Source organism: Chitinophaga japonensis (genome assembly GCF_007830125.1).
Lineage (GTDB): Bacteria > Bacteroidota > Bacteroidia > Chitinophagales > Chitinophagaceae > Chitinophaga > Chitinophaga japonensis.
Window position 1 is genome coordinate 150980 of record NZ_VLLG01000004.1, and the last position, 12554, is coordinate 163533.

Genomic DNA, 12554 nt, shown 5'->3' on the forward strand with positions numbered 1-12554 from the left:
CCGGTACGCCGGAGCTGACAACCTCTTTTTTTATCTGCAAACCCATTTTTTAAGGTTTTTTCTCGTTAGAAGATGAGGTGGGGCTATGTTTCGTCGCCCATGCGCCGATATCCGCCTCTACCTTTGTTTTGTCCACATTTCCGCCATTACCACCGGCAGGCGCGGTGCCTACAGCAAAGCCCTGGTTAACCAGTTCCTGCTTGTATGTATTGTGGTCTGATTCGATCTCCGCGAGTACTGTTTCCAGGTCCTCTGCTTTCTCTACACTGCGGCCCTTTGCGAACACTACAGGTATCTTCTTTTCGCCCAGCTTGGCATGCAGTTGCTCTGTAAGCGTTTTCTGCGTGTGCTTCTGTTCGTTGGAATTAACCTTCTCGGTAAGAGCCTGTACGGCTGCGGTCAGTTTGGCAATATCATCATTGCCACCCTTTTTCTCCTTCTTACCCGGCTTTGGGTCGGGCTTTGCAGATGCAGGATCATCGCCCTCATCGTCGTCTTCATCCTGTTTAGACTGGGATTGTTCCCATGTCTTTTTCGCATCTGTGACGCGCCGATCGCCTTCCTGTTGAAGGAATGCAGCGTAATCTGTAATTGAAAGCGGGAGATTGTCCAGTTCGCCGATGGCGCCCTGTATTTGGTCTTCTGCTGTTACTTTTGTGGCCATTTTGTCGGCTATACGTCCCAGCAACTCTTTGGGCACCCCTGGGAACTTTACCCGCAGTTGTGCCAGAATCTTTTCCTTCATGCGAAAGAATGGTTTGGGTTAACAATGCATTGTTATGATAGCCAAACCCCATTGAGTGAGCAAAAAAGTGGGTTAACAAACAATGGTTTTGGGCTATTATGATTACAAAATTATGTTTCTATGTTATTCCACAACTTTTTTTGGGGAAAATTTATGGAATAAAATCGGGGCATGCCCGGCTATCTTATAAAACCTATCAGCAGCGCCGTGCCTTCGATTAGCGCATTAAACAATATCAGATATCCCAATGCCCACCAAAATCGTATAGAACCATTCCTGTCCCATGGTGATGGAAGTGGCTTTAGAAAGGGGTAAGATTGCAGTACCTGCATTCTGAACTCGTATGCAGCTTTATTCACCTCGTCAAAGCATTCTTGGATTGTTTTATGCCGTTGGTTCATTTGGTTGCAAATATAGTGGCCTATGTTATTTCAGCGCCGTTGTGAAGGAAGGATTGTCTTTTACCCAATACGGGGCATTGGACAAGCGGTTGATTTTCTCATCGTTATTATCCAGGTACTTGTAGAACGCAGCCGGCGCATCGTTCACCTGGTTTACGCTTTTACCGTCCCATTTTGCCAGGCCCAATATTTCATCTTGGTGTTTATCCATTTCCTCCCGGGTGATCAATATGGGGGTCTGATAGCAGATGCACTGTGGGTGCCATCCGGTCCATTTGAAGCCCTTGGGATACTTGCCGGCCAGGGGATCACAGATATCATATTTCGGGTGTGCGTTTGACAGGCGTATTTCTATGCCCACAACAAATGGCTGGCTATCCCAGCGTTCATAATCCGCCGTGCGGTAGGCCATGTTGTTTTCTGTCCTGGTAAGGCGTAGCGCGTTCTTGTAGCTGGACCGGTACACGCCCTGCCCTGGGTGGTAGTTTCGGGCCGCCTTGGACAGCCTGATCCGGCCATCCTTATCCACCACCGAGCGGAATATCCGGTCCGGCTCTTTGAGGTTGCGCTTCATGCGAGTGGCCATGGTGGCAGCGCTCTCCCCCCGGGCGATGCCGGCTGACAGGCCCAGCTCCAGTTCTCGCTTGAACGGCTCTACAGCATTCCATACACGCTCTGAAAGGTTAAGCCCGTTTTCCTGCCTGGATTTGAACGTTGTTTTAGCCTGCGCATTGGTATCATAGTAGGTTTTCCGGGCCTTGTTGGATAGCTTGTAACCCTTCAGGCGCTTATCCAGGAATACGCGGTTTTTGTCATCTGATAGCTGCCACGCCTGGTCTATTCCATTCACGATAACCACTTCCATTTTCTTCGCCATGTCCCGCAAAAGATAATCTACCCGGCGCCGCAGCAGCGGGTAAAGTGATAGGTTGAATATCGTCTGTTTGTACGGGAGTGTGGCTGCCAGACCTGCCAGTTCCACGATGGCATCATAGTATAGCTGCCGTACCTGCCTTTCCTTCTTGTTAAGAAGGCTGATCAGTTTGCGATTGTATTGCTGCTGTTCATCCATTCGTGGTTATGTTAAGGTCCTTATCCTTGGACATCTCAAAGTCATAATGCCGAGATTCCTTTTCACCGCACGCCACTGTATACAATATTTCACCACCCTTGTACACTGCGAACGAGGTAATAATGCGCAGTTGCTGGTCTGGGTCACTTACCAGATATACCCGGTCACCAATCTCATATTTATTGTCAACTACCATCATGCGGTTTGAATATCGCTACCTAGCTTCCCTTCTTCCTCCATCAGGGTCATTTCTGCTTCAGGGTCTTCCACAAGGGGGTTCTGTCTGATGGCCGTCTTTTGGCTCATAATGGATGTCCCTGGCCCTGCTGCATCTATCAGCAGATCTATTATCTCCTGTTCGTTCTTCGGCAGGTAGTACTCGAATATTGGGGTAACGGTCATATTGGCTACCGGATCAAATGTTATATTGATCTTTCCCAAGGCCGCCAGCAGGTAGTTGATACGCCGCTGTATGCCCTCCCCGAATATGCCCTCTTTTTCAGCGGCCTTTAGGTGCGCGCCCAGGAAGAGCATCTTCAGGGCGATGCCGGAATAGGTACCCAGCCCCTTCATGGTCTCAAAGGATATGTCCGGCGTGTCCGTCATGGAGTGGATGAAGTACTTCAAAGTATCGATCTCCAGCTTGATTGCCTCTGGGGCGTTATCCCAGGTGAGGTAGTAGGCCTTACCCCCGGATTTACCTACCAGAACTTTTCCGGATTCACCTTTGTCTGCAAAGCCTGCCACCTCACCCTCCACAAAAACAATGGGGCTGCCGAAGTAATCGTTCGTATCCGCGTTATTGGATATCACTGTTTCCAGGCGTTCTATCATCTCCTGCACGTCATACCATTCCGGCAGCGGCTGTTTGTAATAGATAATAGGTATTTTGCCAACAACGTTCGGCTCTGGCGTTGTTACCCATGCATCGCCGGCTTTTTCACCCTTATATATCTGTGTGGGGGTATACAGGTCGAAGTGCTCCACCTGCTTGTCACCAACTGTTACAAAGTATCCGCGGCCGAATGCGATCATATCGCCGGCGGCATCAAAAACAGGATAAAGCGTATCGCCCAGGGAGTTGGCCAGTATCCGCATGCGGAGCTTGAAACTGGCCTTGCCTTCATTGGCGGTCCCCATCCAATAGTTTTCGTTGGGCTGTAGTTGCTGTGTATACCACAACTCCGCGCATTCGGTTTCCCCCATCATGAGCTGTGCCAAGGTCATGGTCTTGTAGAATAATTTATTCGCATCCCAGGTCTTATCCAGCACCTTCATGAGGTCTATCTGTGTCTGATCCACAGGCTGCGAGCTCAACTTAATGGGATTGGCGGTCAGGAAGGCAGCAGCCAGCTTTACGATCTTCTTTTGCAGGGGAATGGGGATGCGGGATACTTCCACCGTTCCTGTAACCGGGTTGCCGGCGGCATCTTTTGTCTGCTTGGTTTTGTTGAGCCGCTTTGTCTGGTCAGTAACAGCATGCTGCTTTGGGTCCAATTGCTTTTTAATGTCCTCCTGGGCAACGGCCCCGGCAGGTTTCTGTTTTTTTACTGTATCAACGAGCTGGGCATAATTTCCGACCAGCGCTTCCAGTTCGACTACTTCCATGGGCTAACAATGATGGGTTAACTATTTACAATATGAGTGTAAAGATCGAATCTTATCTTATTCCACGGCCATATTGAGTAGTTTTTTATGGCCCATTCATGCAGGGCCTGTCCCATTTCTTCCGCTGCCCCGCGGTTGGCTGCCAGGTAGCGCATGTGCTTATACCAATCTGACTGTTTATCCACCCATAACACCGGGGCGTCCCTACAGTCGGAATAAGGCGGTACCCGCTGGCAGATTGCCGGTAGCTTCTTACAGGCAGCTTCCAACAGTTTCAGATTAGACTTACAGGCGTTGAATATATTGGCCTCTAACGGGATTAGCACGGCGCTGGCCTCATTGTACACGTCCATGTAGGAATGCAACGGCCGCTGCTCAATACGCTGGTAATTGGACATTGTGCCCCCTGCTGACATAATTTGCTCCATTGATGTCCATATGCCGGCAGTATCTTTTGTAGAGTAACCGGCCAGGGTTACCCCCATACCGGCATGCCGTTCCCCTGCCAGGCGCCGCAGAGGACCCCTAAGTAGGCCTAGGTCATGCAGGTGGGACTTCTGGCCGGCATATATGAATCGGAAGATGTCCGTTCCCGCCATGGCACCCTGGAATTGGCCCTGCCCGAAAGGCAGCGCATTAGGGATCACATGCACATTGCGGTTGTACTGCTTCACCTTGTCTGCCAGCCGGGCCGTGGTCACCGTAACAGCATCAGCCAGCCGCAGGTTGTGAATGATCACTCCAGGCACATCATGTTGCCGGTAATAGGCGCTCAGGAAGTGATGCGGGTACAGTTCCCAGTAATCATCCAGATCTACAACCACTTTGAAACCGTGTTGCCGTTTTAATCGATCCCCCTCAGCGATCCCGGCCGGGAAGTCCCGGTTCCATACAACCAGTTCCGCCACCTTTAGCCGGTCGTGAACAGTGGGGCCTGCCGCTTCCATTGCTGCATCGTCAACATATCCGTGTTCATATTCAAACGGCAGGCAGATGCGGTGGTAATCACAGCCGGATATCTCTTTATACAGCGCTTGTGCTTTGATCATAATGGTTTTGATTGTCGTGAAACCCCCTGATAATGCAGATGTTCACATCTTATGTCGTGGTCATTGAATATCCGGTATATAGCGTCAGAATTTACATCATGGCATATCCAGGCATCAGGGAAAGCTGCCCAGTTTTCGGCGCTCACGCGGAAGGGGTAACGCTCAATCACTTCTCGCCTATATACAGTACATCCAGAAAGGGCATGATTTGTTTCATGGATGCCCGTTTTGGAATAGTCATGAAAACCATCGTAATATAGGCAGCCCAAAATACCCCAGTCTGATGGCAATTTTGCGATAGTGGTATCCAGTTGGGTTAGTAGGTCAACAGGTGGGATAACGTCAGATTCAACCAACAGTAGGTAAGGGAGATCAGATGACAAGAACCGCTCCCGTATCAATGAAGCGCTTGCCTCAACGTTGTAATGGAATTGGTGATCTTCTTTTGCTTGGTACCAGTGAACACGGTGAACAACCTGATTAGGGCATAACTTGAACATTAATTCAGAAAGATATGATGCATAATTGTGCTTACTGGGATCGGTGTTGTCCACTACGACAACAGGGGAATCATCCCGCAGCTGCCCCAGGCGTTCAAAGAACTGATGATCACAATATTCCTTGCACCAGTTGGTGTATGTTCCTATAAAGTACTTACTCATATCTATTGTTTGTAGACAATGCCAATACCCCAACCTCCAGGCTGGCCTATGATCGTCTGGGTTCGTTCGGTCTTTTTCAGCTCCTTCCAGAACTGTTTTACTTCGGGCAGTCCGTACACATCATGCAGGACGATCAGGCCACCAGTCCGTACCAGCGGTGTGTAGTTCTCGTAGTCCGCCTTTACACCAGCGTAGGAGTGATCACCATCTATGAAGAGGAAATCCACGTCATTGTGTGGGTATACGGAGCGGGCACGCTGTATTGTCACCGGATTGTGTGAGTCACCTTGGATATCATGGAACTCAATATCCTTTGTCCATTCTGCCCACAATGCACGGCAGCGGATCATTTCTTCATAACGTCCGTCTGATGGCCCTATAGGATAATCTATGCTGGTTAAGCAACGAAGGCTACCATGCACTGTAGGCAGTTCATAAAAGTTGCGCCCATCGACAGTTGTTGCCGCCTGATATTCTAACCAAAACCATATCGTTCCGCCGTAAAATGAGCCGATTTCAAGCACTTTCCGGGGCGCGTGGGCCTTGTATATGTCCAGCAGTTTTGCGAATTCCCAAGGCTCTTGGAGGATGGGCACCGGGCATTGTTCAAGTATGTTTCTCATCTGAGGTAGTTATAATAGCACAAAGGCAGGTTAACAATAGTGGTACACAGGGTGCGCTTGTTTATTTCTTCAGCGAAAAACCCGTCCGCATTGTAGGCATCTTCACGGAACCGGATGCCGGTTGATATGGTGCCGCGCCACATGAACTGTGCCGTATCGATATTATTGACCCTGGGCCTATCCGCAGAAAGGCGATGGGTGCCGTCCTTCAGCTGCTGGTCAAAAATCAGCATCGATGCGTCCTCTACAACCTGCTGGTTAGCCATTAACCAGGGCACCAGGTCGGGGTGTAGGATGTTGTCATCATCGATACAGTAAATCCACTCATTCAGCACGGACAGTCTTTCCAGCCTTGCCCGCAGCTCCTGTTGCATGAGGAAAGTGTTACGGTGACAGTGACCAGCCATGCCAGAAATAGTAGCTTGAGCATGGTTTTCGATATGCGGCAACATCCCTGATATGGGAGGCATAGGGCATGACGCATCAAAGATTAGCCACCATTCGATGTCAATGCCCTTACCAAGCTGCTGCCTGATGCTTTCCCTGATTGCGGAAAGATTTTGCGGCCGGGTTACCGGCGTTACGATGTTTAGCTTCATTTAAGATGTTTTAAAAGAACACGCCGGTAAGGTCCTGTGTGACCTCTTCTTGCGCATCCGGGTAAAAAGTATTGGCCAGTGCGTCCAGCTTATCAGGAGACCGCTTAAGCCGTTCTTTCATATCTTCTTTTGGCTCAATTATTATTCTGCCGTTGCTTTGGAACTTCCATTTAACGCCCTCCAGTTCTTCTTTCAAGCCGTCATCAGGCGGCAGCATGGCTTTTGATTTTTTGGATGGGTCCAACCAGTCCCGGACAGCCCAAGCCAGGTAAGCCCGCATATTGGCGAAGGTATATTGGCCTGTCAGGTCAGTGAGTGCATTGCCGGCGGAGTCTTCAGCGGCTTCAGAGTACTTGCAAGAAAACACACCAGGTATTCCCAGCTCTACCAGTCGGGAATACACCCCGGCACCCTCTCCAATGGTATCTATGTAAGCTTTGGCCTTTTTGCCGGAGAACAGGTCGTTATGTTGGTTTATGCGGTTCACCGTCATTCCGGCTACCTCCATATGGTTGGCCTTACCGGCAGAGTGTACCATCTGCATTTCGCCCACGTAATCCCCGTACCTGGGGCAAAAACAGGAACTATCCCGGCCCATACCGGCAACGTCCACTCCCAAGCGCAGTACATTGGATATTGGGAAACCTTCCGTCCGGTGCTGCTTCCATCTCTCCATCGCCAGATCCACCCACTGAGATGGGATAAGGGTATCTGATGTCTCTTTAGGTGCCAGGGCAAGTACTTTAATACGGAACAGATCATTTGGCCGGAAACATTCCCCTTCCCACCGAAAGTCCCCTTCGCCCTCGTTGAAGTCACGTTCATCTATCCGTTGACACCAGGTTTCCACTTTATCCGCCACCCATCCGTAATCCACCTGCCCCGGGATCACTATCTGCTTCTGCAGGACATTAGGCGCATTGAGGCTATTCAGGCGGAACTTGGCCCACCTGGCTGACTTCTGAGACCGGGCTGCATAACCAGTGTTGGTATTACGGTTAAAAACAAGCACTATGCGGCTGTCCCCCTGTAGGTTCCCCTCGATGGCGCTGTATATGTTCTCATGTATCCCAGATGCCTCTGTGACGCCGAAAAAAGTATGAACGGCATGGAAGCCCGACCAAGCCTCGTGGTTGTGCTCATCGGCCTTAAATCCGGTCAAAAACCACTCTTCATGATCAGTCTTGATATCATATGCCGACAGCCGGCCGGCCATGAAGCCGAAACCATTGGCCACCATCCGCCGGTAAAGCCGGGAGATCTCTGGCATCATGATGTTCTTGATCTGTCGATCCGTGGGAGCCGTCAGGGCCACTTTGGTATTCTCCACCAGGTCTCCATTGATGAATACCGGTGTGTTATATAGGAAGCACAGTGCCGCCACAGCCATAATATAATCCTTCCCGCGGGCCGTGCCGGAAGCCACAGAGGTCATCTTATTGAACTGCACGGAACGCAATATGGCTTCTTGCTCCGGGTCCAGGGAAACCCCCAACACCACCCGGGCGAAGTAGCACCAGTCGGCCCGGCCCTGGCGAAGCACTTCCGCCACCCGCTGTTTCAATTCCTCACTTACCGCCGCCATTCATAACCGTTTTATAAAGTGCTTTCAACTCGTCATCTGCCCCAAGCTGCAGCTTGTCGTTCCACATGCCTAAGTGCCGCCCTAATAGCTCCAGGGCTTTCTCTTTGTCGAACATCTTCACTTCAATGCCACTCCGGCCCTGTTTAATGCTGGAAAGGGCTGGTATTTTTGCCTTATCTATCGTATCGGTAGGGAACACCTCCACCACTCGGTGGGTGCGCTTTTCTTCCTCCTGATCGCCCAGATCTGTCTTGGAACCGCCCACCTCTTCTTTTTCCACAACCTTCACAAAGTCGTTGATATTGGCAAAGGCGATGGCCGCCAGCTCTTGCAGTACCCTGTCAGGTGTGATTTCTGTCCGTTGTGCCCGGACTTTCATAAGGAGATCGATGTAAGCCTTTATCTTAGATTTTACAAGAAGTTCGCTAGCTGTTTCACTTGCTGATTTTTTACTATATCTTGAACGTATCGCGGCTTGGGTGCCGTTAAGGTCGATCAGGTATTCCTCGCAGAAGGTGCGTTGTTTGATGGGAAGTGCGGCAGCGGCTTTCTCTAGCTGCGTGGAAAGATCATCCGCTTCAACAGGTTTTGCTGTGGAAACTGTCGCAACTTTATTCAATTCAGCAGCTATATCCGATTTATTCAACCACCTTTTCCCACAAGTAGCCGCTTTTTTCCTGTCCGTTCCGGGCACCGCTTTTATGTATGATGCAATATGGTCCTGTGTTTCCTTGTAATGTTGAATGAATACTATATGTTCTGCCTTCAACGCCATTTTCGGGTTAACTTTTCAACAAAATTAGCCAGCTATGTTGTTCCGTGGTCATACCGGTATTGCCAGAGCTGCCCATCCTTTTATATTGAACAAGCCATCTTCACCCTCCCAATCTTCACGCTTCTTGGGCTTCTGACGTTCGGGACGGCTTTTGCTTTTAAAAGTAAACAGATGGCCGTTTATTATCTTTCGATTGTCAATAGCTGCAAGCAATCTATAGTATCGTATATTTTCCGCTATCCTTGCTTCGTTGATGCTGTTGTAGGTGTGCACCGGTCTACCGTTTGGACTACGCTTTACTACCTGGAAGCCGACGTAATTCTTTCTTTTCCTTTTCATTTATCTTCTATCCTTTTTTGAAAGTTGTGGTAAAAACAAACCGCAGCATCATCCTGCCGGCGAATGGGTCGTGTAGAACTTCCGCCGCTACAATGTCGCGCTTCCAGAATACTACCCTGGCACCGTAGAACCCGGATACCCGGTCAATGTTGATAGAATACCACGGATGCACCACTGCGCTCAGGGAGACAGGCCCCCCGTCGGCTACCTTCACCGCATATTTTAAGCCCACCGGGTAAGAATCTTCACTCATGCTTACTTCCGGATGAACAAACTCAGAGCGCCCGTACTTTATCAGGTCGTTGTTGGTCAGGCGATCAAAGCCGAAAGTCAACATGAAAGAGTGGCGGCGGTTGGCAGTGTAGATACCTCCTTCCAAGCCCAGGGCCGTCATCACCCCGTTAAAGTCGGTGCCGGCTGTCAGGGAGAAGGCAGGTATTGGCTGCTGTGCCATGGTGGCATTCGCAAGCAGCATGCTTATAATCAATAGCTGTGGTTTCATAATTGAGATATGCCCGGGGGAGCCGCCGGGCGGCGGGTTTAATTGTTGTCTACTTCATGGCTGACTTCATATGCCACTTCATCCTGAACGACCGTGCAGTACCCCATTCCGTTTAGCTCACACCACTCTTGCGCAAGCTCGCGGGTAGGTGCGGTAATCTTCGGCCCGCAGTATTTGGTCAGCAGGCCTGTGAGCGGGGACACTGCGTATATGTATGTTGTCCACTTTTTCATTCTTCGCTTTGCGTTTTTGAGGGCCCCGGATCAGGGATCACCCCCAGCACCACCAGCATGCTGTCAATAACGTCTTTACTGAACTGCGGCCCGTTCACCGCATGGGCTATTTCCGCGGCCCATTCCAGAGCTTTGGCTGCCAACGGCAACATTTGCTCCGTCATATATTCAAGCTGCTTTTTGTAGTACTTGCGAGCCCAGAAATCTCCTTCGGGCGGATTGGACCACTTCTTTGCAAACTCGTATGTCTGCGGATACCTGATCTTTACCAACTCTTCGGCTTTTAGCCTTACATTTTCTTCGTAGGTCATATTTCAATGTTTTGAATCAAAGTTGAATAATATGTGATTCGGTTTTTTCCGGTTTTTGCAGGGGATTTTTCCTGTATCATTCCTCTTTATTCGGTTTTAGTTGCTGCCCTGCCCAGTTCATTTAATCGTTCCTTCAATCTTTTGTTCTCTTCCCGCAGCTCCCGGATCACTTCCTTATCACTCTTGCGTTGGGGCTTTGGGCACTCGCACCATTCCAGGGCCTCTTTATCCGGCAGATGATAGTGCGTAACAACTCCCCAGCAGCCAGGGATGAGATGCTTTACTCCATGTTCATCTGTATGGAAGTGGCAACGCATCAATCCGGTGATTCAATCCTTTTAAATGAAATCACCCACACCCATGGATTAGCAGCCCAGCTATCCGTCCCGTTGATGGATTGCCATAACGTTTCGAATGACCGCCTAGCAAGCTGATTAATTGGAATAAACTCCGGCAGGGTGCCCCATGATACGAACCAGGAACCGTCCAAATAGTTCTTGCTCCCAATCGTCTGGTCGAAACCTTGAAATTCTACACCTTCCGCCCGTGCGTCCTTGTCCGTGATATCTTGCAGTCGCTCCACCCGTATATCTGTTATCCGAAGGAAGATGCGGGCTGCTTTACGAGGCATATGGATAGACGGCTTCCATTTAACCGGCCTAACATCATCGATGTACAGACCGTGATCAGCTTTATATTTATAATCAAATTCGATTGTGGCAGCATTATAACATGTACTCCAACTCTCCCGCACCCAAAGAACATCCCCTGGATGACCGTAGGGGCAAGCGCACATAACAATATTACCGCTTCCTTTATGTTGAAATAGCTGCCCGTATTTACCATTACCCATGATGCCAGGGTCACTGTAGGGTTGCCATACATCAGGGAGTTGGTTGACATATTCCAACCCTCTTAGCCGGCGCGTCTGCGTCTTTATATCCTTCTTGGTTGAGATTACCATGGGGGTCCCCATTAACATCGGTCGTTGTTTCATAGTTGAGTTTTGATTCGAGTTTATAAAATACCGTCACCTTTTTACCGGCGTACATCCGGCACCACGCGGCTGCTACCTGGTGTTTGACCGCGTAATCGCACTCTTCTTTCCTAATTATCTTACCGGACCGCTCCAGGTAGAGTGTTATCTTCATCGCCTATTCCTTCATTCATTATCGCCTGTAGGGACTTGCGGTGGTTCAGGAGATGGCAACCAATGTGAAGCTGGGTATACTGTACCCGGGACAGCAAAGCCATTATGTTTATATGGCTTTTCATGGCCTGAATCCCCAACATATGTGCCGCCATAGACCTTCCCATGTTCATATATGCCTGGCAGGTTCACCACGAAATTGACACGCTGTAACGGCTCGGGCCATCGCTCTGTTACCGAGATCCATTTTTGTTTCGCAATCGCATCCACTATCAACTTCACATGACCGCCATGGGCCTCCATGCTACCCTTGTAATACCCGGGGGCCTGGATGGTCCAGTCCTTCATAACCTGCCAAGCGGCCTCGAATGCAGGCGTTGCGCATTCCTCCCGGGTAGGCTCCGGCAGCGGCTTGATCTCCTGCAGGCCGGGGGAGTAGCCCCGTTGGCAACGGCCATCCGCGCAGGGATCATTCGGGTCCTGACGCCAGTGGGCGGGGAGCTCCATCAGGTCGTTCTCCAGCAGGTAGATAAGCATGGCGGCGCGGGCTTGAGCTTCAGTGCGGGCAAAAATAGCCTGATGGAAAGCGCCCATTGAATCACCCGTAATGAGTCGGTATTGGATTGCATAAGCTTCCACCTCTATACCGTTACACGTTTTATTAATTGCTCTCCATGTAAGCAGCCTGTGCTCTCCAACAAATTCCGGCAGCATATCCCCCAGCTCCGCCACGTTGTACGCTGGCGCCAGGGCATCACTATGCCAGCCATATTGTACATACTCTCCGTGTGGCCCATCCTTCGCCGACATGTGGTAGAAGGTGGCAACCGGCTTTACGCCCAGGGCGACCAGGCGTAAGGCTTGTTCTTTGGTGCAACATTGATCTTGTAGTGATAACAT

At 50.1% G+C, this 12554-nt stretch carries 15 protein-coding genes; all 15 read right to left on the minus strand.

What is annotated here, in order from left to right; translation table 11 throughout:
- Positions 1-49: 49 nt before the first annotated feature.
- The 15 genes from LX66_RS17650 to LX66_RS17720 all read right to left on the minus strand — a co-directional run bounded on the left by LX66_RS17650 (position 50) and on the right by LX66_RS17720 (position 12554).
- A complete protein-coding gene (locus tag LX66_RS17650) occupies positions 50-745 on the minus strand; it encodes a hypothetical protein (protein ID WP_145716015.1) in 696 nt (231 codons plus the stop codon).
- Between the two features lie 426 nt (positions 746-1171).
- Positions 1172-2218 (minus strand): hypothetical protein, encoded by a 1047-nt coding sequence (locus LX66_RS17655; protein ID WP_145716017.1) that lies wholly within the window; start codon positions 2216-2218, stop codon positions 1172-1174.
- 195 nt (positions 2219-2413) lie between these two features.
- Positions 2414-3826, minus strand: a complete 1413-nt coding sequence (locus tag LX66_RS17660) for a phage portal protein (RefSeq protein WP_145716019.1) — start codon at positions 3824-3826, stop codon at positions 2414-2416.
- Between the two features lie 17 nt (positions 3827-3843).
- On the minus strand, positions 3844-4875 hold the full coding sequence (locus LX66_RS17665) for a glycosyltransferase family protein (protein WP_145716021.1): 1032 nt from the start codon (positions 4873-4875) through the stop codon (positions 3844-3846).
- A complete protein-coding gene (locus LX66_RS17670) occupies positions 4872-5537 on the minus strand; it encodes a hypothetical protein (protein WP_145716023.1) in 666 nt (221 codons plus the stop codon). Before LX66_RS17670 ends, LX66_RS17665 begins: the two co-directional genes overlap by 4 nt.
- 2 nt (positions 5538-5539) lie before the next feature.
- Positions 5540-6160, minus strand: a complete 621-nt coding sequence (locus tag LX66_RS17675; protein ID WP_145716025.1) for an O-methyltransferase — start codon at positions 6158-6160, stop codon at positions 5540-5542.
- Positions 6157-6759, minus strand: coding sequence for a hypothetical protein (locus tag LX66_RS28180; protein WP_158642668.1), 603 nt, complete (start codon positions 6757-6759; stop codon positions 6157-6159). The genes LX66_RS17675 and LX66_RS28180 overlap by 4 nt, the downstream gene beginning before the upstream one ends.
- A gap of 10 nt (positions 6760-6769) precedes the next feature.
- Complete coding sequence (locus tag LX66_RS17685; RefSeq protein ID WP_211366351.1) at positions 6770-8344, minus strand: hypothetical protein; 1575 nt, start codon at positions 8342-8344, stop codon at positions 6770-6772.
- A complete protein-coding gene (locus LX66_RS17690) occupies positions 8328-9119 on the minus strand; it encodes a terminase small subunit (protein ID WP_145716031.1) in 792 nt (263 codons plus the stop codon). Before LX66_RS17690 ends, LX66_RS17685 begins: the two co-directional genes overlap by 17 nt.
- A gap of 48 nt (positions 9120-9167) precedes the next feature.
- On the minus strand, positions 9168-9458 hold the full coding sequence (locus LX66_RS17695) for a hypothetical protein (RefSeq protein WP_145716033.1): 291 nt from the start codon (positions 9456-9458) through the stop codon (positions 9168-9170).
- Between the two features lie 7 nt (positions 9459-9465).
- Positions 9466-9933 carry a hypothetical protein gene (locus LX66_RS17700; protein ID WP_145716035.1) on the minus strand — a complete coding sequence of 156 codons (468 nt, stop codon included), beginning with the start codon at positions 9931-9933 and terminating at the stop codon, positions 9466-9468.
- Positions 9934-10189: 256 nt separating this feature from the next.
- Positions 10190-10504, minus strand: coding sequence for a hypothetical protein (locus LX66_RS17705; protein WP_145716037.1), 315 nt, complete (start codon positions 10502-10504; stop codon positions 10190-10192).
- Positions 10505-10590: 86 nt separating this feature from the next.
- Positions 10591-10821: a hypothetical protein gene (locus tag LX66_RS17710; protein WP_145716039.1), complete on the minus strand. Its 231-nt coding sequence runs from the start codon at positions 10819-10821 to the stop codon at positions 10591-10593.
- Positions 10821-11501, minus strand: coding sequence for an ASCH domain-containing protein (locus tag LX66_RS17715; protein ID WP_145716041.1), 681 nt, complete (start codon positions 11499-11501; stop codon positions 10821-10823). The genes LX66_RS17710 and LX66_RS17715 overlap by 1 nt, the downstream gene beginning before the upstream one ends.
- Before the next feature lie 165 nt (positions 11502-11666).
- Complete coding sequence (locus tag LX66_RS17720) at positions 11667-12554, minus strand: DUF551 domain-containing protein (protein WP_145716043.1); 888 nt, start codon at positions 12552-12554, stop codon at positions 11667-11669.

What these genes read in the sequence shown, in the direction of transcription:
- LX66_RS17650 (WP_145716015.1), bottom strand. Translation starts at nt 745, where the DNA reads ATGAAGGAAAAGATTCTGGCACAACTGCGGGTAAAGTTCCCAGGGGTG.
- LX66_RS17655 (WP_145716017.1), bottom strand. Translation starts at nt 2,218, where the DNA reads ATGGATGAACAGCAGCAATACAATCGCAAACTGATCAGCCTTCTTAAC.
- LX66_RS17660 (WP_145716019.1), bottom strand. Translation starts at nt 3,826, where the DNA reads ATGGAAGTAGTCGAACTGGAAGCGCTGGTCGGAAATTATGCCCAGCTC.
- LX66_RS17665 (WP_145716021.1), bottom strand. Translation starts at nt 4,875, where the DNA reads ATGATCAAAGCACAAGCGCTGTATAAAGAGATATCCGGCTGTGATTAC.
- LX66_RS17670 (WP_145716023.1), bottom strand. Translation starts at nt 5,537, where the DNA reads ATGAGTAAGTACTTTATAGGAACATACACCAACTGGTGCAAGGAATAT.
- LX66_RS17675 (WP_145716025.1), bottom strand. Translation starts at nt 6,160, where the DNA reads ATGAGAAACATACTTGAACAATGCCCGGTGCCCATCCTCCAAGAGCCT.
- LX66_RS28180 (WP_158642668.1), bottom strand. Translation starts at nt 6,759, where the DNA reads ATGAAGCTAAACATCGTAACGCCGGTAACCCGGCCGCAAAATCTTTCC.
- LX66_RS17685 (WP_211366351.1), bottom strand. Translation starts at nt 8,344, where the DNA reads ATGGCGGCGGTAAGTGAGGAATTGAAACAGCGGGTGGCGGAAGTGCTT.
- LX66_RS17690 (WP_145716031.1), bottom strand. Translation starts at nt 9,119, where the DNA reads ATGGCGTTGAAGGCAGAACATATAGTATTCATTCAACATTACAAGGAA.
- LX66_RS17695 (WP_145716033.1), bottom strand. Translation starts at nt 9,458, where the DNA reads ATGAAAAGGAAAAGAAAGAATTACGTCGGCTTCCAGGTAGTAAAGCGT.
- LX66_RS17700 (WP_145716035.1), bottom strand. Translation starts at nt 9,933, where the DNA reads ATGCTGCTTGCGAATGCCACCATGGCACAGCAGCCAATACCTGCCTTC.
- LX66_RS17705 (WP_145716037.1), bottom strand. Translation starts at nt 10,504, where the DNA reads ATGACCTACGAAGAAAATGTAAGGCTAAAAGCCGAAGAGTTGGTAAAG.
- LX66_RS17710 (WP_145716039.1), bottom strand. Translation starts at nt 10,821, where the DNA reads ATGCGTTGCCACTTCCATACAGATGAACATGGAGTAAAGCATCTCATC.
- LX66_RS17715 (WP_145716041.1), bottom strand. Translation starts at nt 11,501, where the DNA reads ATGAAACAACGACCGATGTTAATGGGGACCCCCATGGTAATCTCAACC.
- LX66_RS17720 (WP_145716043.1), bottom strand. Translation starts at nt 12,554, where the DNA reads ATGTTATCACTACAAGATCAATGTTGCACCAAAGAACAAGCCTTACGC.